Origin of the sequence: Flavobacterium undicola, assembly GCF_009909155.2 — a bacterium.
Classification (GTDB): Bacteria; Bacteroidota; Bacteroidia; order Flavobacteriales; family Flavobacteriaceae; genus Flavobacterium; species Flavobacterium undicola.
Map to the genome: position 1 here is coordinate 60,079 of NZ_JAAAPM020000006.1, position 21,999 is coordinate 82,077.

General features: G+C 31.7%; 24 protein-coding genes. 18 read left to right on the plus strand and 6 right to left on the minus strand.

Annotation, left to right across the window (positions count from 1 at the left end; genetic code table 11):
• Positions 1–255: 255 nt before the first annotated feature.
• The 15 genes from GTZ96_RS05205 (at position 256) to GTZ96_RS05275 (ending at position 14,750) form a co-directional block, all read left to right on the plus strand.
• Positions 256–1,137, plus strand: a complete 882-nt coding sequence (locus GTZ96_RS05205) for a leucine-rich repeat domain-containing protein (protein WP_161641574.1) — start codon at positions 256–258, stop codon at positions 1,135–1,137.
• Between the two features lie 173 nt (positions 1,138–1,310).
• Positions 1,311–1,541 (plus strand): hypothetical protein, encoded by a 231-nt coding sequence (locus GTZ96_RS05210; protein WP_161641576.1) that lies wholly within the window; start codon positions 1,311–1,313, stop codon positions 1,539–1,541.
• The gene (locus tag GTZ96_RS05215; protein ID WP_161641578.1) at positions 1,531–1,878 is read left to right on the plus strand and encodes a type II toxin-antitoxin system PemK/MazF family toxin; all 348 of its coding nucleotides are present in this window, start codon (positions 1,531–1,533) and stop codon (positions 1,876–1,878) included. The genes GTZ96_RS05210 and GTZ96_RS05215 overlap by 11 nt, the downstream gene beginning before the upstream one ends.
• A gap of 71 nt (positions 1,879–1,949) precedes the next feature.
• On the plus strand, positions 1,950–2,168 hold the full coding sequence (locus tag GTZ96_RS05220; RefSeq protein ID WP_128195901.1) for a DUF6500 family protein: 219 nt from the start codon (positions 1,950–1,952) through the stop codon (positions 2,166–2,168).
• A 307-nt stretch (positions 2,169–2,475) separates the two neighbouring features.
• Entirely contained in the window at positions 2,476–3,249 is a 774-nt protein-coding gene (locus GTZ96_RS05225) for a Rossmann-like and DUF2520 domain-containing protein (protein WP_161641580.1), read from the plus strand.
• Positions 3,233–3,760, plus strand: coding sequence for a KdsC family phosphatase (locus GTZ96_RS05230; RefSeq protein WP_161641582.1), 528 nt, complete (start codon positions 3,233–3,235; stop codon positions 3,758–3,760). Before GTZ96_RS05225 ends, GTZ96_RS05230 begins: the two co-directional genes overlap by 17 nt.
• A 174-nt stretch (positions 3,761–3,934) precedes the next feature.
• A complete protein-coding gene (locus GTZ96_RS05235; protein WP_161641584.1) occupies positions 3,935–4,861 on the plus strand; it encodes a geranylgeranylglycerol-phosphate geranylgeranyltransferase in 927 nt (308 codons plus the stop codon).
• On the plus strand, positions 4,848–5,432 hold the full coding sequence (locus GTZ96_RS05240; protein WP_161641586.1) for a Maf-like protein: 585 nt from the start codon (positions 4,848–4,850) through the stop codon (positions 5,430–5,432). Before GTZ96_RS05235 ends, GTZ96_RS05240 begins: the two co-directional genes overlap by 14 nt.
• A 10-nt stretch (positions 5,433–5,442) precedes the next feature.
• On the plus strand, positions 5,443–5,982 hold the full coding sequence (locus GTZ96_RS05245) for a mechanosensitive ion channel domain-containing protein (protein WP_161641587.1): 540 nt from the start codon (positions 5,443–5,445) through the stop codon (positions 5,980–5,982).
• Between the two features lie 88 nt (positions 5,983–6,070).
• Positions 6,071–7,888, plus strand: a complete 1,818-nt coding sequence (locus GTZ96_RS05250) for a BamA/TamA family outer membrane protein (protein ID WP_161641589.1) — start codon at positions 6,071–6,073, stop codon at positions 7,886–7,888.
• An 87-nt stretch (positions 7,889–7,975) separates the two neighbouring features.
• Positions 7,976–8,284 carry a hypothetical protein gene (locus tag GTZ96_RS05255; RefSeq protein ID WP_161641591.1) on the plus strand — a complete coding sequence of 103 codons (309 nt, stop codon included), beginning with the start codon at positions 7,976–7,978 and terminating at the stop codon, positions 8,282–8,284.
• Between the two features lie 152 nt (positions 8,285–8,436).
• Positions 8,437–8,943 carry a hypothetical protein gene (locus GTZ96_RS05260; RefSeq protein WP_161641593.1) on the plus strand — a complete coding sequence of 169 codons (507 nt, stop codon included), beginning with the start codon at positions 8,437–8,439 and terminating at the stop codon, positions 8,941–8,943.
• A gap of 765 nt (positions 8,944–9,708) precedes the next feature.
• Entirely contained in the window at positions 9,709–10,242 is a 534-nt protein-coding gene (locus GTZ96_RS05265) for a hypothetical protein (protein WP_181033147.1), read from the plus strand.
• Between the two features lie 139 nt (positions 10,243–10,381).
• Complete coding sequence (locus GTZ96_RS05270; RefSeq protein ID WP_161641595.1) at positions 10,382–12,910, plus strand: PIG-L family deacetylase; 2,529 nt, start codon at positions 10,382–10,384, stop codon at positions 12,908–12,910.
• 124 nt (positions 12,911–13,034) lie between these two features.
• Positions 13,035–14,750, plus strand: a complete 1,716-nt coding sequence (locus GTZ96_RS05275; RefSeq protein ID WP_161641597.1) for a sodium:solute symporter — start codon at positions 13,035–13,037, stop codon at positions 14,748–14,750.
• A gap of 437 nt (positions 14,751–15,187) precedes the next feature.
• Here the strand turns inward: GTZ96_RS05275 and GTZ96_RS05280 are convergent, their stop codons facing one another.
• The 5 genes from GTZ96_RS05280 to GTZ96_RS05300 form a co-directional block, all read right to left on the minus strand.
• Positions 15,188–16,030 carry a DUF2911 domain-containing protein gene (locus GTZ96_RS05280; protein ID WP_161641599.1) on the minus strand — a complete coding sequence of 281 codons (843 nt, stop codon included), beginning with the start codon at positions 16,028–16,030 and terminating at the stop codon, positions 15,188–15,190.
• Between the two features lie 54 nt (positions 16,031–16,084).
• Complete coding sequence (locus GTZ96_RS05285) at positions 16,085–16,759, minus strand: HAD family hydrolase (protein ID WP_161641601.1); 675 nt, start codon at positions 16,757–16,759, stop codon at positions 16,085–16,087.
• 95 nt (positions 16,760–16,854) lie between these two features.
• The gene (locus tag GTZ96_RS05290; protein WP_161641603.1) at positions 16,855–17,574 is read right to left on the minus strand and encodes a tRNA threonylcarbamoyladenosine dehydratase; all 720 of its coding nucleotides are present in this window, start codon (positions 17,572–17,574) and stop codon (positions 16,855–16,857) included.
• A gap of 26 nt (positions 17,575–17,600) precedes the next feature.
• Positions 17,601–18,248 (minus strand): TatD family hydrolase, encoded by a 648-nt coding sequence (locus tag GTZ96_RS05295; protein ID WP_161641605.1) that lies wholly within the window; start codon positions 18,246–18,248, stop codon positions 17,601–17,603.
• Positions 18,248–18,850: a DUF1684 domain-containing protein gene (locus GTZ96_RS05300; protein ID WP_161641730.1), complete on the minus strand. Its 603-nt coding sequence runs from the start codon at positions 18,848–18,850 to the stop codon at positions 18,248–18,250. Before GTZ96_RS05300 ends, GTZ96_RS05295 begins: the two co-directional genes overlap by 1 nt.
• A 168-nt stretch (positions 18,851–19,018) precedes the next feature.
• On the opposite strand from GTZ96_RS05300, the gene GTZ96_RS05305 reads away from it, so the two are divergent.
• From GTZ96_RS05305 to GTZ96_RS05315, 3 genes are all read left to right on the plus strand, one after another.
• A complete protein-coding gene (locus GTZ96_RS05305; protein ID WP_161641608.1) occupies positions 19,019–19,375 on the plus strand; it encodes a BlaI/MecI/CopY family transcriptional regulator in 357 nt (118 codons plus the stop codon).
• Positions 19,376–19,379: 4 nt separating this feature from the next.
• Positions 19,380–21,266 (plus strand): M56 family metallopeptidase, encoded by a 1,887-nt coding sequence (locus GTZ96_RS05310; protein ID WP_161641610.1) that lies wholly within the window; start codon positions 19,380–19,382, stop codon positions 21,264–21,266.
• A gap of 68 nt (positions 21,267–21,334) precedes the next feature.
• Complete coding sequence (locus GTZ96_RS05315) at positions 21,335–21,475, plus strand: SsrA-binding protein (RefSeq protein ID WP_161641612.1); 141 nt, start codon at positions 21,335–21,337, stop codon at positions 21,473–21,475.
• Here the strand turns inward: GTZ96_RS05315 and GTZ96_RS05320 are convergent.
• Positions 21,472–21,984, minus strand: a complete 513-nt coding sequence (locus GTZ96_RS05320) for an adenine phosphoribosyltransferase (protein ID WP_161641614.1) — start codon at positions 21,982–21,984, stop codon at positions 21,472–21,474. The genes GTZ96_RS05315 and GTZ96_RS05320 overlap by 4 nt on opposite strands.
• Between the last annotated feature and the right edge of the window lie 15 nt (positions 21,985–21,999).

Below are 21,999 nucleotides of genomic sequence, written 5' to 3' on the forward strand. Positions count from 1 at the left end.
GCTCTATTTTTCAGCAACAAGGTCGGGTGATACGCTCTATTTTTTTATTTTGTCCTAACTAAGCTTGCCGAAAGACAAAATAAAAAAGATGCCGCTTCTCCCCCTCACGCAAACCCCACTCAAAGGAAAGTTTTGTTCAATAATTTGTAATAAAAATATTATTTCTATATTTGAGCAAAATGTGCTAGTTAATAACGACAACACCCCCGATTGTATCTACTTTGTAGAGAATACAAGCAAATTGTCAGTAATTTTATGAAAAATCAAATAACAACAATATTTTTATTTCTAATTATCCTTACTTCTTGTAGCAAAAAGCAAGAAGAAAAAACAATGTCTTTAAGTGAATTACAAAATCAAAAAGTTTATAAAGAGTTAGATAGTTTACCAAAAAAATTAGAATTGGTATACCGTGTTGATTTGTCAGAAAATAATTTAAAAACAATCCCCGAAATAATATTCAAACTACGGAATCTCCAAGAGTTAAATGTTTCTCAAAACTACTTAACTCAACTTAATCATTTAGAAGAATTGAAAAATCTTCAAATATTAAATATTGGAATGAATGATTTTAAAATATTCCCAAATGAAATCACTAAACTTAAAAAACTTAAAACATTAGATATTTGGTGGAATGACATTAAAACTTTTCCAGATGCATTTTATGAAAACAACGTAAACATTGAAGAACTTGACTTAACTAGTATGTTTGAATTTGATTTTACAAACAACTTATCAAAAATTCATCGATTTAAAAATCTTAGACAACTAAATCTAGGCAATAATCAAATTAAGAATTTAAATATAGAATTTAACAAACTATCTAATTTAGAAACATTTGGATATATTAGGCAAGATAAAATTGATGCTAAAAATATTATTTTAGAACTTTCTAAATGTAAAAAACTCAAAACTATTCATTTAAGTGTCAATCATATTAAAGAACTTCCAAGTGAAATTTCATTACTTGATAATTTAGAAGAGTTAAACTTATACGAAAACGAATTAACTAATCTTCCGAATAATTTACTTAAAATGAAACGACTAAAATCAATTACACTAGATGGTAACAAAATTGATAAAAAAATAATTTTGGCCTTTGAAACTAAAATGCCAAAGACAACTTTCATATATTAATAAAAAAACTAATACCAACACACTTTTAAATCAATTTGCGGATTTAGCAGGATTGCCGTTTTCATAATTCACAAATGACTAGAGACGCAGAAACGTTAGGTGACATGCTAAAAAAAATCACAATAAATTTATATCAAAAAAAGATATACCTTTGTGATATCAAATTAAAGTATATGAAAACAGTATCCCTTAAAATAGATGATTCAATATTCGGAGAAACTGAAAAAATTCTTTCAAGAATCAATATTCCTAGAAATAGGTATATAAACGAAGCAATTGAATATTATAACAAAGTTCAGAAAAGACAAATTTTAGAAAAACGACTTAAAGCCGAATCTGAATTAGTAAAAAAAGAGTCAATGAACATTTTAAAAGACTTTGAAAAAATTGACTATGCAGATTAATCAATATGAAATTTGGATTGCCGACTTGAATCCACAAATAGGAACTGAAGCAGGTAAAACAAGGCCAGTGCTGATTGTTCAAACAGACTTATTGAATAAAATCTCACATCCATCTACAATCGTTTGTCCAATAACTACAAATGTCCAAAATGATTCTGATATTTTAAGAGTTCATCTTAAAAAAGGAATGGCGAATTTACAGGAGAATTGTGATATAATGATCGATCAAATTCGGGCAATTGACAATAAGAGACTAATTAAAAAAGTTGGAAAATTACCAACTGATTTAATAGAAAAAGTAAAAGAAAATATATCGATAATTATTGATCTGGATTAAGCACGTCCCCCCAACACACGATAAATCGTCGCCTTTGCAACGCAGATGACTAAAACAAAACTCCTGTAAAAATGAACGCCTCAATAAGCCAAAAAATAATAGCCATTTGTAACGAAAAAATTGAAAAGAAAGGAGAAAACGTAGGACTTTCATTTTATGCTTTTTTTGCTAATAAAAACGACAATCCCAAACTTTTAATGGAAGTGGCCGAGTGGTGGATTATGAAACATCAACTGGATCATTTTGAAAAAGCAGTCAAAATTAGAGAAATGGTACAAAATGGATTGTAATTATTTTAACCGTAAAGATTTTTAAAAATTAATTCGTGAACCTGCCTGTCGGCAGACAGGTTCGTGGCTAAAAAAGTTTAAACACAAAGTTCACAAAGCACAAAAATAATTTGCGACCCGAGCGATAGCGAATAGGCGAAGCAATCTGCGGTAAAAAATTTAAACACAAAACTGTCTGCTGACAAGTAGAGATTACAAAGCGCAAAAAAATTTAAAAATAATCTGTGTTAATCCGTTTAATCTGTGTTATCCGTGTTCCTTAACTTTTATTGATTTGAAAAACGAGTTTTTTTGCTAATTTTACCAAATGATTAAACTAAGTATTATTGGCTCTGGAAATGTAGCACAGCATCTTATCACTACATTTCAAAACCTTGAAAAATCGAGCAGTGAAATTGAGTTAGTACAGGCGTTTTCCAGAAAACAGGAAGCGCTAACACATTTGCTTAGCCCGGAACAAATTATCACAGAATATACTGATTTACAAGAAGCTGATTTGTATATCATTGCAGTTTCTGATGATGCTATCGAAAGTGTTGCTAGCCAACTCCCGTTTAAAAATCGTTTGGTAGTGCATACTTCTGGTAGCGTGCCTTTAACGACTTTGCATGATGATAATCGAAAAGGCGTTTTTTATCCTTTACAAACTTTCACTAAAGGAAAGCCAGTCAATTTCGAGACGATTCCTATTTGCTTAGAAGCTGAAAATCCAACCGATTATCAAGTATTGGATAAGGTGGCCAAAAGCATTTCGGAAAAAGTTCACGCAATCAATTCAGAACAACGAAAAGCCTTGCATGTAGCAGCCGTTTTTGTCAATAATTTTACCAATCACCTCTATTCGATTGGAAATGAGATTTGCCAGAAAAACCGAATTCCGTTTGATATTTTAAAACCGATGATACAGGAAACGGTAGAAAAAATAATGACCCTTTCTCCAGATGAGGCACAAACAGGACCGGCAATTCGCAATGACCAGAAAACAATTGCAGCTCACGAAGCGTTTTTAACCAATGGAAATCAATTAAACATATATAAAATCCTAACCCAATCCATACAAGATAATGGCAAAAAGTTATAAAGAAATAATGAACGACATCACTACTTTTATTTTTGATGTTGATGGCGTACTTACTGATGGTTCCGTATTTGTAAACCCTGATGGCGAAATGTTGAGAACCATGAATATTCGCGATGGTTATGCGTTGAAAGCAGCGGTAGACAGTGGCTACAATGTTTGCATTATTTCGGGCGGAAGCAACGAAGGCGTGCGTGTGCGTTTGCGTAATCTGGGAATTACCGATATCCATTTAGGCACACCGGACAAGGTAGAAACCTTTGACGAATACATCGATCTTTATCAAATAAAACAAGAACATATTTTATACATGGGTGATGATATTCCCGATTATCATGTGATGAAATTAGTCGCATTACCTACCTGCCCTCAGGATGCCTGCCCTGAAATTAAAGGGATTTCTAAATACATTTCACATAAAAATGGCGGACAAGGTGCCGTTCGTGATGTGATTGAACAAGTCATGAAAGTACAAGGTAAATGGATGGAAAGTTTTGACGCAAAATACGACTAGAAGCGGGAAGCTGGAAGTTGGGAGTTGGAAGACAGATTTCAGAATATAGAATGTTCATTATACATAAATTTTAGAAACTTCCATCTTCTAACTTCCAACTCCTAACCTCTAACTTCTAACTCCCAACTTCCAGCTCCCAGCTTCTAACTTCCAACTCCTAACTTCCAACTTCAAATGTTAAATCTCATTCGATATAAAAACCTATTGATACTTGCTTTAATGCAAATCATTTTCAGATATGGTTTTTTGAAATTACAAAATATTGATTTGGCTCTGGCCGATTGGCAATATGGTTTATTGGTATTAAGTACGGTTTTAATTGCGGCGGCGGGTTATGTAATCAATGATATTTTTGATCAGGAAACCGACAACGAAAACAAACCCGATAAAGTAATTGTAGGCAAATTGATTTCTGAAAACAAAGCTTATACTATTTATGCCTTGTTAAATGTTAGCGGAGTTGCGATTGGATTTTATTTATCCAATGTGATTATGAGACCTAATTTTGCAGCCATCTTTGTTTTGACAGCTGCAACCTTATACATTTATGCTACGAGTTTAAAACAAATGCTGCTTTTGGGCAATATCGTTGTGGCTTTATTATTGTCATTAAGTGTTGTTATCATTGGAATTTTCGACCTGTTTCCGGCAACCAACGCTACTAATCAGGAAGTAATGGCAACCCTGTTTTCAATACTTTTAGACTATGCTATTTTTGCTTTTATGATTAATTTGCTACGCGAAATTGTTAAAGATTTAGAAGATTTCGACGGCGATTTCAAGCAAGGAATGAGCACATTAGCGATTGTTTTAGGCGTTCAAAAAACGGCAAAGTTAGTTTTCGTTTTGAGTTTCGTTCCCATAATTGCATTGCTTATTTATATCAACAATTATTTGGTTGCCCATAATTTGATAGCTGCCACTATTTATAGTTTTGTTTTTATTTTAGGGCCAATGCTTTATTTTAGCATTAAAATTTGGACTGCACAATCAAAAACCGACTTTCAAATTTTAAGTAAAGTCCTGAAATGGATCTTATTTTTCGGAATTTTATCTATTCTATTTATTACCTTAAATATAAAATACCATGCTTCGAAATAAATTAAAACCATACCAAATCATCCTAGCTTCGGGTTCACCCAGAAGACAGCAGTTTTTCAAAGATTTGGATATCGATTTTGAAATTCGATTAAAAGAAATTGAAGAAATTTTCCCTCCAGAATTAAAAAGAGAGGAAATCACTAATTATTTAGCCGAACTAAAAGCCGCAGCTTTCGATGGAGAATTAAACAATAACGAAATTCTCGTTACCAGCGATACCTTGGTTTGGCACAACCAAAAAGCTTTGGGAAAACCAAAAGACAGCCAGGATGCTTTTGAAATTTTAAAATCATTATCGAATGCTACTCACGAAGTAATTACCTCGGTTTGCTTTAAAACGAACACTAAAACAGAAGTAATATACGAAATAACCAAAGTTACTTTCAACGAATTAAGTGACGAAGCGATTGCTTATTATATCGAAAATTACAAACCTTTTGACAAAGCTGGTGCTTATGGAATTCAGGAATGGATTGGTTTTATAGGAGTTAGAAAAATTGAAGGTTCTTATGCCAATGTTATCGGGCTTCCAGTAGACAAAGTATACCAATATTTGAGTAATTTAGCTTAAAACAAAACACATGGATTTCTTTAATAATTTTACAAACGAATCAATTGCGACCGGTATAGTAGTATTAATTCTGATTATTTCACGAATTATGTCTACGAAATTAGTACGCAAATTTGCAAAAAGCACTCATATCATTGAAAACAGAACCAATTTAGTTATTAAATACTTTCACCTACTGATAAATATTCTAGTAATTATTGCTTTGATTATTATTTGGGGAGTACGCCCAAAAGAAATTATTTCAGGCATTGCTTCGGTCGCTACTGTGATAGGTGTAGCCGGTGTTGTCATGATTGCCCAATGGTCTATTTTGAGTAATATTACCTCAGGGGTTCTTTTATTCTTTTCCTTTCCCTTTAAAATAGGCGATGTGATCCAAATTCTAGACAAAGACTTTCCTATTATTGGCGAAATTGAAGATATTGGAGCTTTTCATGTAACCTTAAAAAACAAAGAAGGCGAAACGATTATTTACCCTAACAATCTATTTTTTCAAAAAGGGATTTCTATATTACCTAACCATTATGACGAAAAAGAATTCGTGGATTAATTCCTATAAAAAGAATGGTTCATTTATTATTTTATAGTAACTTTATAGAATAGGCTATTCTTCACAAAACCTTTTAAACAATTATATCATGCTATTTAGTAATAAAATAATTGTTTTTGTCATAATTCTTCTGTGTTGTCAACTTTCTTTTTCACAAGATAAAACAACACCGAAAGACAGTAGCGCTGTACTTACTAGCATAGTAACTACGCCAAAAAACAAAACGGCTAAGTTTTTCCATAAGTTAATATTCAAACCTACAAAGTCTAAAAAAGTCAATAAAAAGATTATTGTACCAAAGCATTTAAAGGTAGAAGGTAAAATTATTAGAAATATTATTATTACTACACTCGATCCTTTTGGGTATTCTGAAAGTGATACTACTAAAATCCCTACGCAATGGTCAGAAAAAACAGGAAACTGGGCACATTTAAAATCAAAAAGAATAGCAATCAAAAATATGTTGCTTTTTTCCAAAAACAAGCCTTACAGCTTACTGGAAATAAAAGAATCTGAACGTATTTTAAGAAGTCAAAACTTTATCAATAGAGTAAGTATTACTGAAAAATTAGCGGCTCCAAAATCAGATTCAGTAGATGTTTTTGTACGGGTTTTGGACTCCTGGAGCTCAATTCCTAAATTCAATATTTCTAACTCAAAAACAGGCCTCGGACTCAAAGAGCGCAATTTTTTCGGATTAGGACATCAATTGGATTATTACTACTCCAACCGAAAAAGTGATGGAAAAGACGCTAATAATATGAGTTACCTGATTCCCAATATCAAAAATTCATTCATTAGAACCGAATTAAAATACAGTGTCGATTTTGATCGTTATTATTCTAAAGGCATCACTATCGAGCGGCCTTTTTATTCTCCATTGTCTAAATGGGCAGCTGGAATTGCACTTAATCAAAATTATTTAAAAGACAGTATTCAGGATGTAGACGAAACCTATATTTCGCAAAATTTCAAATACAGCACTCATGATTTTTGGGCAGGAAGAGCTTTTCGCATTATCAAAGCAGATAGCATTACGGAGCGAACAACCAATTTGATTGTTTCTGCACGCTTCTTAAATATGAATTATCTAATTAAACCTTCAGAAACATTAGATCCCATACATTTTTATGATACTGAAAAATTACTATTAACCGGAATAGGAATCACCACCAGACAATTTGTTGAAGACCGTTACATTTTTAAAAACGGACAAACCGAAGACGTTCCTATAGGTAGAATCTACGGAATAACGGGAGGCTATCAATACAAAAACTCCAAATGGCGTCCTTATATAGGAGCTCAAATTTCTTTTGGTAATTACCACCAATGGGGATTTTTAAGCACCAATTTTGAGATAGGCAGTTTTTTTAGACAATCAAAAACAGAACAAAGCGCCATCAGTTTTCAAGCAAATTATTTTACCAATCTCATCGAAATTGGAAATTGGAAATTCAGACAATTCATCAAACCCCAAATAATTATTGGTATTAACAGAGAAAAAAGCTTAGGCGATTTATTAACGATCAACGAAAACAATGGTATTCAAGGCTTCAACAGTGCTATTTATGGTACTCAAAAAATGATCTTGACCTTACAGACACAATCGTATTCACCAAAAGCAATTTGGGGATTTCGTTTCAATCCTTATTTTAATTATTCCATTGCAGTACTAGGCAATAAGAATAACCAAATCCACACGAACAAAACCTATTCAAAAATAGGAATTGGAGTCCTTATTAACAATGATTATTTAGTATTTAGTTCCTTCCAATTATCATTAGCCTATTATCCTAATATTCCGTTTCAAGGGGATCATATTTTCAAAACTAACGCTTTTGAAACTACTGATTTTGGATTTCAAAATTTTGAATTAGCCAAACCTAAAATAGTACCTTTTAAATAAAATTAACCCTTATTAAATTGATTAATAAACAATTAATCAGTATATTTATACAAAAGAATCCTAATTTTTAATTTAAAACTTATAAGTATGAGAAAACTAAACTTTTATTTGATGGTTATGATACTATCAATATGTGTACTACCTACAAGCACTTATGCAGCAGAAAAAAACTCTTCTGATACTCCAAAAGAAATTCCTGCAGAAGTTCAAACAATGATGAACCGATTAAATGAAATTAAAAAAATGGACAAGTCTGAATTGTCCTCTTCTGAAAAAAAAGAATTAAGAACCGAAGTTAAAACCATTAAAAAGAATTTAAGATCATCTAATCAAGGTGTTTATTTATCTGTTGGAGCTATTATTATTATTGTTCTTTTATTAATCTTATTAGTTTAAAAATCAACAAAATGCATTAAACAAACAGCTCATTCCAAAAGGATGAGCTGTTTTGTTTAACTCAAAATTAAACATTGAATTGTTTTTTTGGCACAATAATTGGCTTTTAGCTTATATCAATACATTTTAAATAACTTTAAAAACATAGAATTATGAAAACATTAAAATTAATCGCAGCAGGAATTATATTATTAGTTACGAATGCAACAACTCAAGCTCAAGTTTCAGTAAATGTAAATATCGGAGCTCCTCCAGCCTGGGGACCAGTTGGATATTCTAATATAGATTTTTACTACATCCCAGACATCCAAGTCTATTATGACATCCGTTATTCACAATTTATTTATTTCGGTAATGGAAGATGGGTACGTTCAAGATATTTACCTAGACAATATAGAGATTACGACTTGTACCATGGTTATAAAGTAGTTTTACATGATTATCACGGAAGAACACCTTATGTATACTATAAAAACCACAAGGCAAAATATTATAAAGGGTACAAAGGAAAACCACAAAAAAGCATAGGTTATAGAAATGATAATAGACGTGACGATAAGCATGGTAACTATAATAATAGAGGAAACGATTATAACAAACACAATTCCGGAAATAATGACCACGATCGCGGAAATGGAAAAGGAAATAAAAAACATTAAATTTTAATCTCTCAATACTAAAGAAACGCTAATTGCGTTTCTTTTTTTTAGCCCTTTTGCAAATGTTAAAAAAAAGTTAACAAAATAACATTGGCATATTAATTGGAATTAAATTTTAAAATTATAATAAATTAAAAAACAGGTAGCAGGAAAAACTTTAAAATTAATAGCAACAGGAATTATTCTATTCTTAAGCAGCAATACGCATGCACAAGCATTCGTAAATATCAACATAGGAAACCCTCCTGCTTGGGGTTCTGTAGGATACACAAATGTTGATTTTTATCACATCTCAGGTATATAATTCCATTATGATATTCGTCTGTCTCAATTTATTTATTTTGACGATGGAAGATGGATTCGTTCAAAAAACTACTAAAACACTAGACAAACTAGGATTTATATAATGGTTATAAAGTAGTGTTAAAAAATTATCATGGAAGAACTCTTTATGTATATTATAAAAATAACAAAGCAAAATATTATAAAGGTTACAAAGGAAAACCACAAAAATAAATAGGTAAAAAACAAGATTTCCATTACGACGATAAAAAAAACAAGGGAAATCAAAAACATAAAAAAGGATGCAAAAAACATTAATTTTAACGCTCCTAACAAAAAATAAAATAGCTATTCAATTTTATTTTTTCATTAAAAAAGTTAAAAATAAGTTAACAAAATATTTTTGGCACAGTAGTTGAAATCAACCTAACATAATTATAAAAACAATTTAAAACCCCAAAATAACTTTAAAATATAGAAATTATGAAAACTTTAAAATTAATCGCAACAGGAATCATTTTATTTGCAGCTAGTACTTCACAAGCACAAGTTTCAATCAATGTAAACTTAGGAGCACCAGCAGTTATAGTTAGACCTACTTGGGTACCTCAAAACCACGTAGATGTAGATTTTTATTACATCCCTGAAATTGAATCTTATTATGATGTAAACGCTTCATTATACGTTTATTTAGATAACGGTAACTGGTGTCGTACACGATACGTTCCAGTACGATACAGAAATTACGATTTAAATCATGCTAATAGAATTGAGTTAAGAGGATACCACGGAAGCAGACCTTATACTTACTACAACAATCATAACGTTAGATATGATAATAGAAATTATAATACTCGATATGTAGAAGGTCGTCGTTATTCAAACAACAATCGTTATGCCGACAACCGTAGATCTAATGACAGATACGACAGAAATGATAGATATGACAGAAATGATCGATACGATAGAGATGACAAACACGATAGAGGAAATCATAACGGTCACAAAAACCATTAATAAACAACTATAAAATAAAAAGGCGAATTTCAATTTGGAATTCGCCTTTCTACTTTTAGGATACATTACTACAAAGAAAATACGAATGATTTTATTCCAAAAAAATTAATTACTACATTTGAGCTTATTGTGATAAATTATGCAAAAAACACTTAAAAATAAAATTCTATTAATTTTCATATTCCAGTTGTTCTTTCAGTTTACATCAGCTCAAAAACCTCAAAAATTGAATGCTGTTGAAATTTACAACCAAATTCAGAAATTGAATTTTTTAGGAAGTGTACTTTATATTGCAGCGCATCCCGATGACGAAAACACGCGATTAATTTCCTATTTATCAAATGAAAAAAAGGCAAGAACTGCTTATTTATCATTGACACGTGGCGATGGAGGACAGAATTTAATAGGACCCGAATTAAGAGAGTTATTAGGTGTAATTCGCACTCAGGAACTTATAGAAGCCAGAAAAATAGATGGTGGAGAACAGTTTTTTTCACGTGCCAATGATTTTGGCTTTTCTAAAAACCCAGATGAGACTTTCGAAATTTGGGATCGCGAAAAAGTATTAGCTGATGTAGTTTGGACAATTAGAAAATTCCAACCTGATGTAATCATCAATCGTTTTGACCATCGTACCTCAGGAACAACACATGGACATCATACTGCTTCGGCAATTTTAAGTAACGAAAGTTTTAAGTTATCCAACAATCCAAAACGTTTTCCAGAGCAATTAAAATGGCTTAGTCCGTGGCAACCTAAACGCTTATTCTTTAATACTTCTGTAAATTTTTACGGAAGTCAGGAAAAATTTGACCAGGCTGATAAATCTAAATTAATTAGCCTCGAAACGGGTGTCTATTATCCTGAATTAGGAAAATCCAATCAGGAAATTGCCGCTTTAAGTAGAAGTAATCACAAATCACAAGGTTTTGGAAGTACTGGAAGTCGTGGCAAAGAGACCGAATATTTAGAACTCATCAACGGAGAAAAATTAAACAACAATTCAAATCTTTTTGATGGCATTGACACAAGCTGGAATCGCGTAAAAGGCGGAAAAGCTATTGGAGAATTACTTAGCCAAATAGAATCACAATACAATTTTTCTAATCCATCGGCTTCTATTCCTGATTTAATCAAGCTGTATCAGATGATTGTATCTTTAGACGAAAATCATTGGAAACCAATAAAATTAGAAGAACTTAAAACCATTATTGCCAGCTGTACGGGATTGTATCTTGAAGCGGTTTCTAACGTACAACAAGCAACACCGGGAAGTACTATCAAATTAAGATTAGAAGCCATTAACCGAAGTGCTGTTCCGATGGAATTAAGCAGCATAAACATTTTTCCGAATCAAAAAAACAGCGTTTTAAACAAACCATTAAACAACAATATTGCAGAAAAAAATTCTATCGATTTAGAATTACCCGAAAATTTAGAATACAGCCAACCGTATTGGCTAAAAGACAAAGGAACAATAGGAATGTATCTGGTTTCAGAGCAAGAAAACATTGGAATTCCTGATATTATAAGAGACGTCAAAATACAATTTAATATTAAAATAAACGATGTAAACATTCCTTTTGAGCGCAATGTAGTCTATAAATACAATGACAAAGTAAAAGGAGAAATGTACAATTACCTTGATATTATACCTGAGGTAAGCACTCGAATTCTAGATCAAATTTCCTTTTTTAATGATGGGAAGACAAAAAAAATGGCCGTTCAGGTCAAAGCAGGAAAAGACAATATTGATGGAAGTGTACAATTAGAATTAGGCGATAATTGGCAAGTATCTCCCGCAACAATTGCTTTTAACCTAGATAAAAAAGAAAGTGAAAAAACGGTATATTTTGACGTTACTCCTCCTGAAAACCCATCAGAAATAACAGCCAAAAGCAACGTAATTATCAACAACAAAAAGCTCGAAAAAGAACAATTTATTATCAATTACGAACATATTTCAAAACAACAAGTTTTGATGCCTGCCGAAGCCAAATTTAAAAAACTGGATTTAAAAATCACCAATGAAAGAATTGGCTACATTATGGGAGCGGGCGATGAAGTTCCTGAATGTCTGAGCCAAATGGGCTATACTGTTAGCTTACTGACTCCTGAAGAAATTAACGCTAGAAGTTTAACCAATTTTGATGTAATTATAACTGGAATCCGCGCCTATAACACCTTGCCTGGCTTAAAGAACAGACAACATTTATTGCTTGAATTTGTAAAAAAAGGAAAAACATTGATTGTGCAATACAATACTCCAGATGGAAACATCCCTAATAATATTGCTCCCTACCCTTTGACTATCTCTCAAGACAGAGTAACTGATGAAAATGCAGCAGTGGAATTCCTTGTACCAAATCATGCTGTTTTAAATTATCCAAATCAAATTACTCCAAAAGATTTTAAAGGATGGACACAGGAACAGGGTTTATATTACCCAAATGAATTCGACGCAGCTTTCACTCCTATTTTCTCTTCACATGACAAAGGAGAAACTCCAAAAAAAGGAGCTTTATTAATAGCTACTTATGGAAAGGGACAATATATTTATACCGGTTTAAGTTTATTTAGAGAATTGCCTATGGGAGTCTCGGGAGCCTATCGATTAATGGCAAACATGATTGCGTTAAAAACTACTGAATCTGTTAATCCTGAATAATAAAAAACATAAAATGGGACTAAAAAAAGACAAAAACTGGAAAATAAATTATACTTGGGTACTAATTGCAAATGCGATATACATCATGATTTTTTATTTAATAATGAAATTATACTCTTAAGCCATGCAATTATTTGATTGGATTGTACTTATTATCACCTTGCTCTTTATTGTATTTTATGGCTCTTGGAAAACCAAAGGAAGTAAAAACGTAGAAGATTTTATTTTGGGAAGCAACGAAACTCCCTGGCACACCGTTGGTCTTTCGGTAATGGCTACACAAGCCAGTGCCATTACCTTTCTTTCTACACCAGGACAAGCCTATCATGACGGAATGGGCTTTGTGCAATTTTATTTTGGACTCCCAATTGCTATGATTGTTATCTGTGTAACTTTTATTCCTATTTATCATAAATACAAAGTTTTCACAGCTTATGAATATCTCGAAAAACGATTTGATTTAAGAACCCGCTCTCTGGCAGCTATACTTTTCTTAGTTCAAAGAGGTCTCGGTACAGGATTAACCATTTATGCTCCCGCCATTATTTTATCGGCATTATTGGGTTGGAATCTAACTTATATGAATATTGTAATTGGTATTTTAGTTATCATTTACACAGTTTCAGGAGGAACTAAAGCGGTAAACGTAACCCAAAAACAACAGATGTTTGTGATTATGTCCGGAATGTTTATTACTTTTTTTCTCATACTCCACTTCTTACCTAATGATATGACTTTCACAAATGCGCTACATATTGCTGGTGCCAATGGCAAGATGGACATTGTTGATTTTTCTACTGATCCTGAAGAAAAATACACCTTTTGGAGCGGAATAACAGGTGGTTTTTTCCTGGCTTTGGCTTATTTTGGAACCGATCAATCTCAGGTTGGCCGTTATCTATCCGGGAAATCAGTACGTGAAAGTCAGATGGGATTAATCATGAATGGCTTCTTAAAAGTGCCAATGCAGTTCTTTATATTATTGACAGGTGTTATGGTTTTTGTCTTTTTCCAATTCAATCCTGTTCCTTTAAATTTCAATCCAAACAACAAGGCCATGATTGAAAAATCTCAATATAAAGACGAATACCATGCCTTAGAAAAAAAATTAGAACTCCTCTCCGAAGACAAAAAAGTAATCAATCTTTTGTATATCGATCAGTTGAATCAGGATTATGACAATCCTATTCTTAGAAAAGAATTGATTGCTATTTCAACCAAAGAAAAAGACTTAAGAGATCATGCGAAAGATATTATTTTAAAAGCCGATAGCAGTAGCGAAACAAACGATAAAGACTATGTTTTCTTCCATTTTATTCTGCATTATTTACCCAAAGGTTTAATTGGCTTATTGCTTGCGGTTATTATTTCGGCAGCCATGTCTTCAACAGCTTCGGGACTCACCGCCTTAGCTTCTACAACAGCCATAGACATTTATAAACGAAATTTGAAAGAACCTAAAACAGAAAAACATTATTTGAATGCTACTAAATTTTTCACTTTCTTTTGGGGAATTGTAGCCATTCTTTTTGCTTGTGTGGGAACACTTTTTGAAAATCTAATCCAATTAGTAAATATCATTGGGTCTATATTTTACGGAACCGTATTAGGGATTTTCTTAGTTGGTTTTTACTTCAAATTTGTAAAAGCCAAAGCTATTTTTTATGCTGCTTTTATTACCCAATTGACCATTTTTATTATTTATTATTTCACTATTTACATATACCCAAGTGGCGAAGAAAAACTAGGTTATTTATGGCTCAATTTTATCGGGGCAATTATGACGATAGTTCTTTCCTCATTACTACAGGCAACTATCTTTAAAAAAGTAAAAATATAACAAGCCCCATAAAAACAAGAAAGCCACTCCGTCATTGAAGTGGCTTTCTTGTATTAACCGCGTTGCAAATAAGAATCTACATAATTAATACCATTTAGAAATATAAAATAATCCGATTTTCCAACTCCCTCTCCTTTGGAGAGGGTTGGGGTGAGGTAAACAAAAAACTGTTTTATAATTCTAAATGGTATAAAACACTACCATTGACGTTTTTGTCTAAAAAATTGATTTTCAATTATTTAGACAAAACAATATATAAAAATAATACGTCATTTTATATTGCATTTTTTTGTAAAAAAATTATACCTCGAACCGACGAATCCTTAACTTAACTACATTTCATTGAATAATAACAAATACAGTGACTAGATTAAAACAAAAATCCCATTCGCACAATCTCTTGCTCGAATGGGATTTTTATAAAAAAATGAAATATCTTATTTACTCCATTCTTCTATACTTACTTTATTCATTTCAACATATTCTTTATTTCCGGCAGCTTCAGCTGCTAAACTAGACAATTTTGCGGTTTCTATAGCTCCTTGTTTATCTCCTTGCTTCGCTTGGATTAAGGATTTTAATCTCAAATAATAAAACGGAACATTCTTAGATAACTCAATTGCTTTATCAATATAAATTTTTCCTTTTTCAATATCGCTATTAGACTGATAATAATATTGAGAAGCTGTATAAAATTCTTCTGGTGTAGGGCCTGCTAATGTTTTTTCGATACTGGCAATAGCTATTTTTTTCGTAGGCACTTCAAATTTTAAAGAAACAAACGAATTCTCCCAGGAAATATCTAAAGTAGCCGAACTGGTATCTAAATTACCTATTGCTAATGTAAATGTTTCAACCGGTTTAGCCAAAGCTTCTTCATTTACTGTAGTTTTCAAAGCGACCTTAGCTTCGTCAAATTCTTTAGGTGCTCCCCAATTATCTGTTGCAGTATAAAACAATACTTCCCAACTTTGAATATTCGGAATAGTATACAAAGCATATTTTCCTTTTTTCAAAGTTTTACCATTAATAACCACATCATCACTAAAAGATATTGTTGAATTATCATTAGCCCCTGTTCTCCACAGTTGACCAAAAGGAACTAAATTACCCAAAACTGATCTTCCTCTGGCTGAAGGACGTGAATACACAATTTCAACATCTGTTAAACCTACCACTTGTTTTATAACAGCTTTCGGACTCATTTCAGGAATTCTAATCTGAGCTTCAACAGTAAAATGAGAAATAATAAGGGACAAAACAATCAATAATATTTTCATAAATTCTGTATTTTATTGGTTTTCAAATTTACAACTTCTAACTCCCTGCAACTGTTAATTATTGCATAATTTAGAATCCATATCTTTAACTGTAGCGTAATTTAATTCGTCAAAATGATTTACAATACTATCAGCTTCAGATAAATCCTGATTCTTAGAATGCAAACTATTGTATCCTATACACAAAATTCCTGCCGCTTTTGCTGCAATAATCCCATTGGTACTATCTTCAATCACAATACAATTCTCTTTTGGAGCTATTGATAAACTAGCAGCATGTTCAAAAATAGCCGGATGTGGTTTCGATTTTGGAAAATCTTCGCCACTTACTTTATGCGTAAAATAATCATGCAACTCAAAACGATTAAAAATTCGCTCGATAGTCACCTTTGAAGCCGATGAAGCTAAAATTAACTGAACTTGATTTTGATGTAAATCCTCAATTAAATTTCGAACTCCTTCTAATAATTCCAAATCTTTTTTGGTGTCAAAAGCGTCATTAAAAATGCTTCGTTTTCTTTGGATTAGATCTTCAACATCTTGTTCTAATTGGAAAATATCTTTTAGTTTTTGAAAAATATTTCGAGTTGAATTCCCGGTAAAAGAAGTGTATAATTCTTCACTTACTTCAATATTTAATTCTTCAAATTGTTTGTAATAAGCATAACGGTGAACTGGTTCAGTGTCTACAATTACACCATCCATATCAAAAATTACAGTTTTTATCATTTTGTTTTTTTTTAAGTTGCTTAGTTTCTAAGAAACTGAGATTCTAAGTTTTTTTCAGTTACGAACTTAGTAACTTAGATTCTTAGTATCTCTATTTACTCTTTTTTAAGAATATAACGAATTACCGTTTCGGCTGCATGTAAACCAAACAAACCAGGCATATAACTATTCGTTCCATAAAAAGACTTTTTAAAATTAGATCCATCAGTCATTTTCAAACTCCCTTCATCTGGTTTTTCTAAAGAAAATACGGCTTTCACTCCTTTATTCACTCCCATTTTTTTCAAACGCTTACGTACCACTTTTGCTAAAGGACACACTTCTGTTTTACTAATATCTTTAACAACTACTTTGCTAGCAATCATCTTTCCACCAGCGCCCATATTTGAAACAATTTTCACGCCTTTTTTCTTAGCTCCTACAATCAAGTTTAATTTTGGAGTGATGCTATCAATACAATCTAAAACATAATCAAAGTCTTTAGTTACAATTTCAAAAGCACGTTCAGGAGAAAGAAATTCTTGCACGCGAATTAATTGTAAAGCAGGGTTAATATCCATTAATCTATCGCCTACAATAGTAATTTTAGCTTGCCCAATAGTAGAATGCAAGGCTGGTAGTTGTCTGTTAATATTAGTAATATCAACTACATCACCGTCAACAATAGTCATTTTGCCCACTCCTGCTCTAGCTAAAAATTCGGCTGCAAAAGATCCTACACCACCTAATCCTACTACAAGAATGTGTGCATTTTGCAATTTTTCTAATCCTTCTTTTCTAAATAATAATTCCGCTCTTTCTGTCCATTCAGCCATAATAAAGTATTCGTTAATTTGGTAATTTATTTATTAAAAACGGCATTGAAATTATTTGAAATAATTTGTTGCAATTCCGTTACTGTTATTTTTTTATATTTTGCTGCCAAAGCATACACTTCCTCAATAGTTTCTTCTGAAGTATCTGTTTCCAAGAAAAACCGATTCTCAGGAACACTATTAAAAACCGATTCTAATTCGGGATTTCTCAGTAGATATTTTCCAAAAGAAAGATAAAATCCGTTATTCAATAATTGAGCAGCCAATTGTTGATTTTTAGAAAAACCATGAATCACTATAGGAACTGTAATTTGCAATTGATTCTTGATTTCGACCAATTCCTGAAAAGCAGCCACACAATGAATCACTACCGGTTTCTTGTATTTTTCGGCCAAAAGCAATTGTTTTTCAAAAACCGTTTTTTGCAAATCCATCGGAATTTCGATGCGTTTATCTAAACCACATTCACCAACAGCGAGACAATTTTGCAAAGACAATTTGTTTTCTATAACCGCTAAATCAGCAGCAATTCTCTCTTCAACTATATGCCAAGGATGAATTCCTATCGAATAATTGGTTATTGACGAATCAAATTCCCAAGGATATTGATTGACTAATTCCAGAATAGATTCCTGATTTTTAAACTGATGCGTATGTAAATTAAAATACTGCATTAGTCGTGAAATTTTTTAACTCCTGCGCGAATAGCCACTTTTAAATCGTTTTTCAAAGGCACTTTCGGGCAAGAATAACGATGACTGTAAGCACAATACGGATTGTATGATGTATTAAAATCAATCGCAATTGTATTTCCTTTTGGGATTTTTAAATCGATGTATTTTCCACCCATGTAACTTTCCTTGCCTGAAGTTTCATCAAAAAAAGGCAAAAACAAATCGTCTTTGTATTTTGGAATTTTAGAAAATTCAACACTTTGGTAAACATTCAAATGCTGTTTTTTTCCATCAATTTCAAAAATAACCTCTCCATACTTAACAAACATTGGTTGTCTATCTGTCGAGGTTTTCATCTTGAATGGTTTCTCTTTTGGAGTTCTCACCAACTTAGCTATAACAAAATATTTTTCACTTATTGGATAGAAATCTAAGCTTTTAAAAGAGCTAAAATCTTCAGCCAGCAAAGGACTCGTTTCTCTATTAGCATATTCTTTATTCAATTCTTGCTGATACTTCTTGGCCGCAGCCCAATCAAATTTTTCCTGGCTAAAGCCAAAAACACTTTGCATCAAAATAACAACTAATAGAATATACCTCATCTTCAAAATTTTATGCAAAAATAGCGTAAAAGTTATAAAGCCACAAAGACTAAGGCTCATATTATTTTAACCTCTAAATCTTTAAAACTAAAAAATTAGTTAAATAACTATTAAAATAGTTTCATAACTAAAAATATAGTTATATAATTGTATTCAAATTAAACAACTATGGAAAAGTTAACCAACAAAGAAGAAGAAATAATGCAAATTTTATGGAAGCTGGAAAAAGCTTTTGTGAAAGAAGTTATGGCCGAAATCAAGGACGAAAAGCCGCATTACAACACCCTTTCAACCATTATTAGAAATCTGGAAGAAAAAGGATATGTTTCTTATAATGCCTTTGGGAAAACACATCAATATTTCCCAATTGTAAAAATGGAAGACTATCGAAAAAAATTCATGAATACAGCCATTGACACCTATTTTAATAGTTCTTATAAAAATATGGTTAGCTTTTTTGCCAAAGAAGAGAAAATATCTGCTGAAGAATTACGAGAAATTTTAGCCATGATTGAAAAAAAATAATAGTATGGAAAATGGATTCGTTTACCTCATCAAAGCAAGTGGCTTAATTGCATTATTTTATTTTGCCTACTTTTTGTTATTGCGAAAAGAAACCTTCTTTTCTGCAAATCGATGGTTTTTACTATTGGGATTAATCACCTCAAGCGTTTTACCCTTATTTTTTATCACAAAAATAATTTGGATAGAACCAACTACAGATTCATTTGATTGGTCCAATATTCCTGTGACAACTTCAATAGCTACTCCAGAACCGGAAATCGACTGGTATTTAATTCTGGGCTATGTTTATTTTATAGGAATTGCCATTTCGTTACTAAAATTAGTTTTTGATTTTAAAAGTCTAATCCAATTATTAAAAGGAAAAACGATTCAACAGCAAGGAAACTTCAAATTAATTGACCTTGCCGAAAACATTGCTCCTTTCTCCTATTTCAATTACATCGTGTACAATTCGTCTTTATATACTGTTGTCGAATTAGAAAATATCTTAGAACATGAAAAAGTACACAGCCAGCAAAAACACAGCCTTGATGTATTAATTTCAAGATTGTTTTGTGTCTTTTTTTGGTTCAATCCACTGATTTGGTTGTACAAAAAAGCGATTGCTCAAAATCTGGAATTCATTGCCGATAGCGAAGCGGCTAAAAAAATAACTGATAAAAAAGCCTATCAATTGACCTTATTAAAAATAACTACACAGGAAAATTGTGTAGCTCTTACCAATCATTTCTATCAATCATTAATCAAAAAACGAATTGTTATGCTAAACAAAAACCAATCAAAAAAATGGAATTCCTGGAAGTATATTACAGTATTTCCTGCACTTGTTGCCTTTGTATTTTTATTTCAAATTGAAGTAGTTGCACAGGAAAAAGTAGCTCCAAAACAAGAAAATGAAACAAAATCAGAATCTATTAAATTGACATCATTTAAAATTAGAAAAGATTTAAAATCCTTAGCTAAAGGGAAAGAAATTTATATTAATGGGGAAAAATCAACCAAAGACGATTTAGCGAAGTTAGACCCTAAAGAAATTGAATCTATAGATATTGCTAAAATTAATAATAAAGAAGCCATTCTGATTACTCCTAAAAACCTAATCAAACCAGTTAATATCACCGAAAAAACTATATACATTGATGGTGTAAAATCAACTAATGATGAATTTTCAAAATTAGATAAAAATAGCATTGACAAAATAGATGTTAATACCTTCGAAAATAGTGTTAGAATAGCAACTAAAAAAACAAAGGAATTCAAATCAACTAATGAAAATAAAGAAAATGGTAAAAATAAAGTTGTTGAAGAAAATACCACAGGCTATACAACTCCAGCTTTTGATTACAAGAAAGCCCTAATTCTAATTGACGGAAAAGAAAGCAATTATGAAACTTTTCTACAAATAAAGTCCGAAAAAATTAAAATAGTAAATGTTGGTCCTTTTGAGAGTGCATCAGAAGAAATGAAAAAAAACATTCTCGCAAAATATGGGGAAAAAGCTCGAAACGGAGTTTTAGAAGCTTATACTTATAATAAGAATGATGAAAACGTATTAAAATCTCTTCCTCACAAAACTGTCAAAGGATTTCAAATATTAAAACAAGACCAGAAAGTTAATGAATGGAAAGTTGAAGCAATCCCCGTAACAACTAATCTGAAGGAATTCATTATTGAAGATAAAAATACAGACTATAACAAAGCGGTTGTCATTATCGATGGAAAAGTTAGTACTTCAAAGGTTTTAAACAAATTAAATCCTAATGAAATTGCTTCGATAAGTGTTCGAAAAATAACAGATGCATCACAAAAAGAGAAAGAAGCAGTCATCCAAAAATATGGAGAGAATGCAATTAATGGTGTCGTTGAGATTCATACAAAAAATATCAAATAAACAACTAAAGTAATAAAAGACGGTTCCTTATCAAGACCGTCTTTTTTGTATCTTTGAAAAAAGCACTAATGTTTAAAATTCTTGCCAAAATCAACAAACTCATTTTGCCTAGTTTCACTAAACAAGGACTGGATTTGGCTAAAGCCAAGAAATGGCAATTGGCTATTATTGGGTACCGCTATTATGTTACTTCGAGAGCATTAGACTAATAGGTCACCGCTGCAAAAATATCGTATTCTTTTATTTTTTCTCTTCCTTTAAGGAAAGTCAGCTCCATCAGGAAATTCAACTGTACAATTTCGCCACCTAATTTTTCTACTAATTCACAAACCGCCTTAGCCGTTCCTCCTGTAGCCAGTACATCATCGTGAATAAGGACTTTATCTCCTTTTTGGATAGCATCTTTATGAATTTCTAAAGTATCTGTTCCGTATTCTAAGGCGTAAGATGCCGAAATAGTTTCATACGGCAATTTGTTAGGTTTACGCACAGGTACAAAACCAGCATTTAATTCTTGTGCCAATAACATTCCGAACAAAAAACCTCTACTTTCAGCGCCAACAACCTTATTTATTTTTTGCCCTTTTAATGATTCTACTAAAATTTTAAGACATTCATGAGTTGCCTTAGCATCATTTAATAGCGGAGTTATATCTTTAAACAAAATTCCTTCTTTTGGAAAACCCTGAATATCACGGATATAATTTTCTAACTTCATTTTTTTTAGTATTTA

Bases quoted from the DNA above. Each gene is read 5' to 3' on its own strand.
- GTZ96_RS05215 (WP_161641578.1), top strand. From the start codon at position 1,531: ATGCAGATTAATCAATATGAAATTTGGATTGCCGACTTGAATCCACAA.
- GTZ96_RS05235 (WP_161641584.1), top strand. From the start codon at position 3,935: ATGTTAAATCTCATTCGATATAAAAACCTATTGATACTTGCTTTAATG.
- GTZ96_RS05275 (WP_161641597.1), top strand. From the start codon at position 13,035: ATGCAATTATTTGATTGGATTGTACTTATTATCACCTTGCTCTTTATT.
- GTZ96_RS05245 (WP_161641587.1), top strand. From the start codon at position 5,443: ATGGATTTCTTTAATAATTTTACAAACGAATCAATTGCGACCGGTATA.
- GTZ96_RS05250 (WP_161641589.1), top strand. From the start codon at position 6,071: ATGCTATTTAGTAATAAAATAATTGTTTTTGTCATAATTCTTCTGTGT.
- GTZ96_RS05210 (WP_161641576.1), top strand. From the start codon at position 1,311: ATGAAAACAGTATCCCTTAAAATAGATGATTCAATATTCGGAGAAACT.
- GTZ96_RS05255 (WP_161641591.1), top strand. From the start codon at position 7,976: ATGAGAAAACTAAACTTTTATTTGATGGTTATGATACTATCAATATGT.
- GTZ96_RS05265 (WP_181033147.1), top strand. From the start codon at position 9,709: ATGAAAACTTTAAAATTAATCGCAACAGGAATCATTTTATTTGCAGCT.
- GTZ96_RS05320 (WP_161641614.1), bottom strand. From the start codon at position 21,984: ATGAAGTTAGAAAATTATATCCGTGATATTCAGGGTTTTCCAAAAGAA.
- GTZ96_RS05290 (WP_161641603.1), bottom strand. From the start codon at position 17,574: ATGGCTGAATGGACAGAAAGAGCGGAATTATTATTTAGAAAAGAAGGA.
- GTZ96_RS05300 (WP_161641730.1), bottom strand. From the start codon at position 18,850: ATGAGGTATATTCTATTAGTTGTTATTTTGATGCAAAGTGTTTTTGGC.
- GTZ96_RS05220 (WP_128195901.1), top strand. From the start codon at position 1,950: ATGAACGCCTCAATAAGCCAAAAAATAATAGCCATTTGTAACGAAAAA.
- GTZ96_RS05240 (WP_161641586.1), top strand. From the start codon at position 4,848: ATGCTTCGAAATAAATTAAAACCATACCAAATCATCCTAGCTTCGGGT.
- GTZ96_RS05260 (WP_161641593.1), top strand. From the start codon at position 8,437: ATGAAAACATTAAAATTAATCGCAGCAGGAATTATATTATTAGTTACG.
- GTZ96_RS05270 (WP_161641595.1), top strand. From the start codon at position 10,382: ATGCAAAAAACACTTAAAAATAAAATTCTATTAATTTTCATATTCCAG.
- GTZ96_RS05280 (WP_161641599.1), bottom strand. From the start codon at position 16,030: ATGAAAATATTATTGATTGTTTTGTCCCTTATTATTTCTCATTTTACT.
- GTZ96_RS05285 (WP_161641601.1), bottom strand. From the start codon at position 16,759: ATGATAAAAACTGTAATTTTTGATATGGATGGTGTAATTGTAGACACT.
- GTZ96_RS05295 (WP_161641605.1), bottom strand. From the start codon at position 18,248: ATGCAGTATTTTAATTTACATACGCATCAGTTTAAAAATCAGGAATCT.
- GTZ96_RS05310 (WP_161641610.1), top strand. From the start codon at position 19,380: ATGGAAAATGGATTCGTTTACCTCATCAAAGCAAGTGGCTTAATTGCA.
- GTZ96_RS05225 (WP_161641580.1), top strand. From the start codon at position 2,476: ATGATTAAACTAAGTATTATTGGCTCTGGAAATGTAGCACAGCATCTT.
- GTZ96_RS05315 (WP_161641612.1), top strand. From the start codon at position 21,335: ATGTTTAAAATTCTTGCCAAAATCAACAAACTCATTTTGCCTAGTTTC.
- GTZ96_RS05305 (WP_161641608.1), top strand. From the start codon at position 19,019: ATGGAAAAGTTAACCAACAAAGAAGAAGAAATAATGCAAATTTTATGG.
- GTZ96_RS05230 (WP_161641582.1), top strand. From the start codon at position 3,233: ATGGCAAAAAGTTATAAAGAAATAATGAACGACATCACTACTTTTATT.
- GTZ96_RS05205 (WP_161641574.1), top strand. From the start codon at position 256: ATGAAAAATCAAATAACAACAATATTTTTATTTCTAATTATCCTTACT.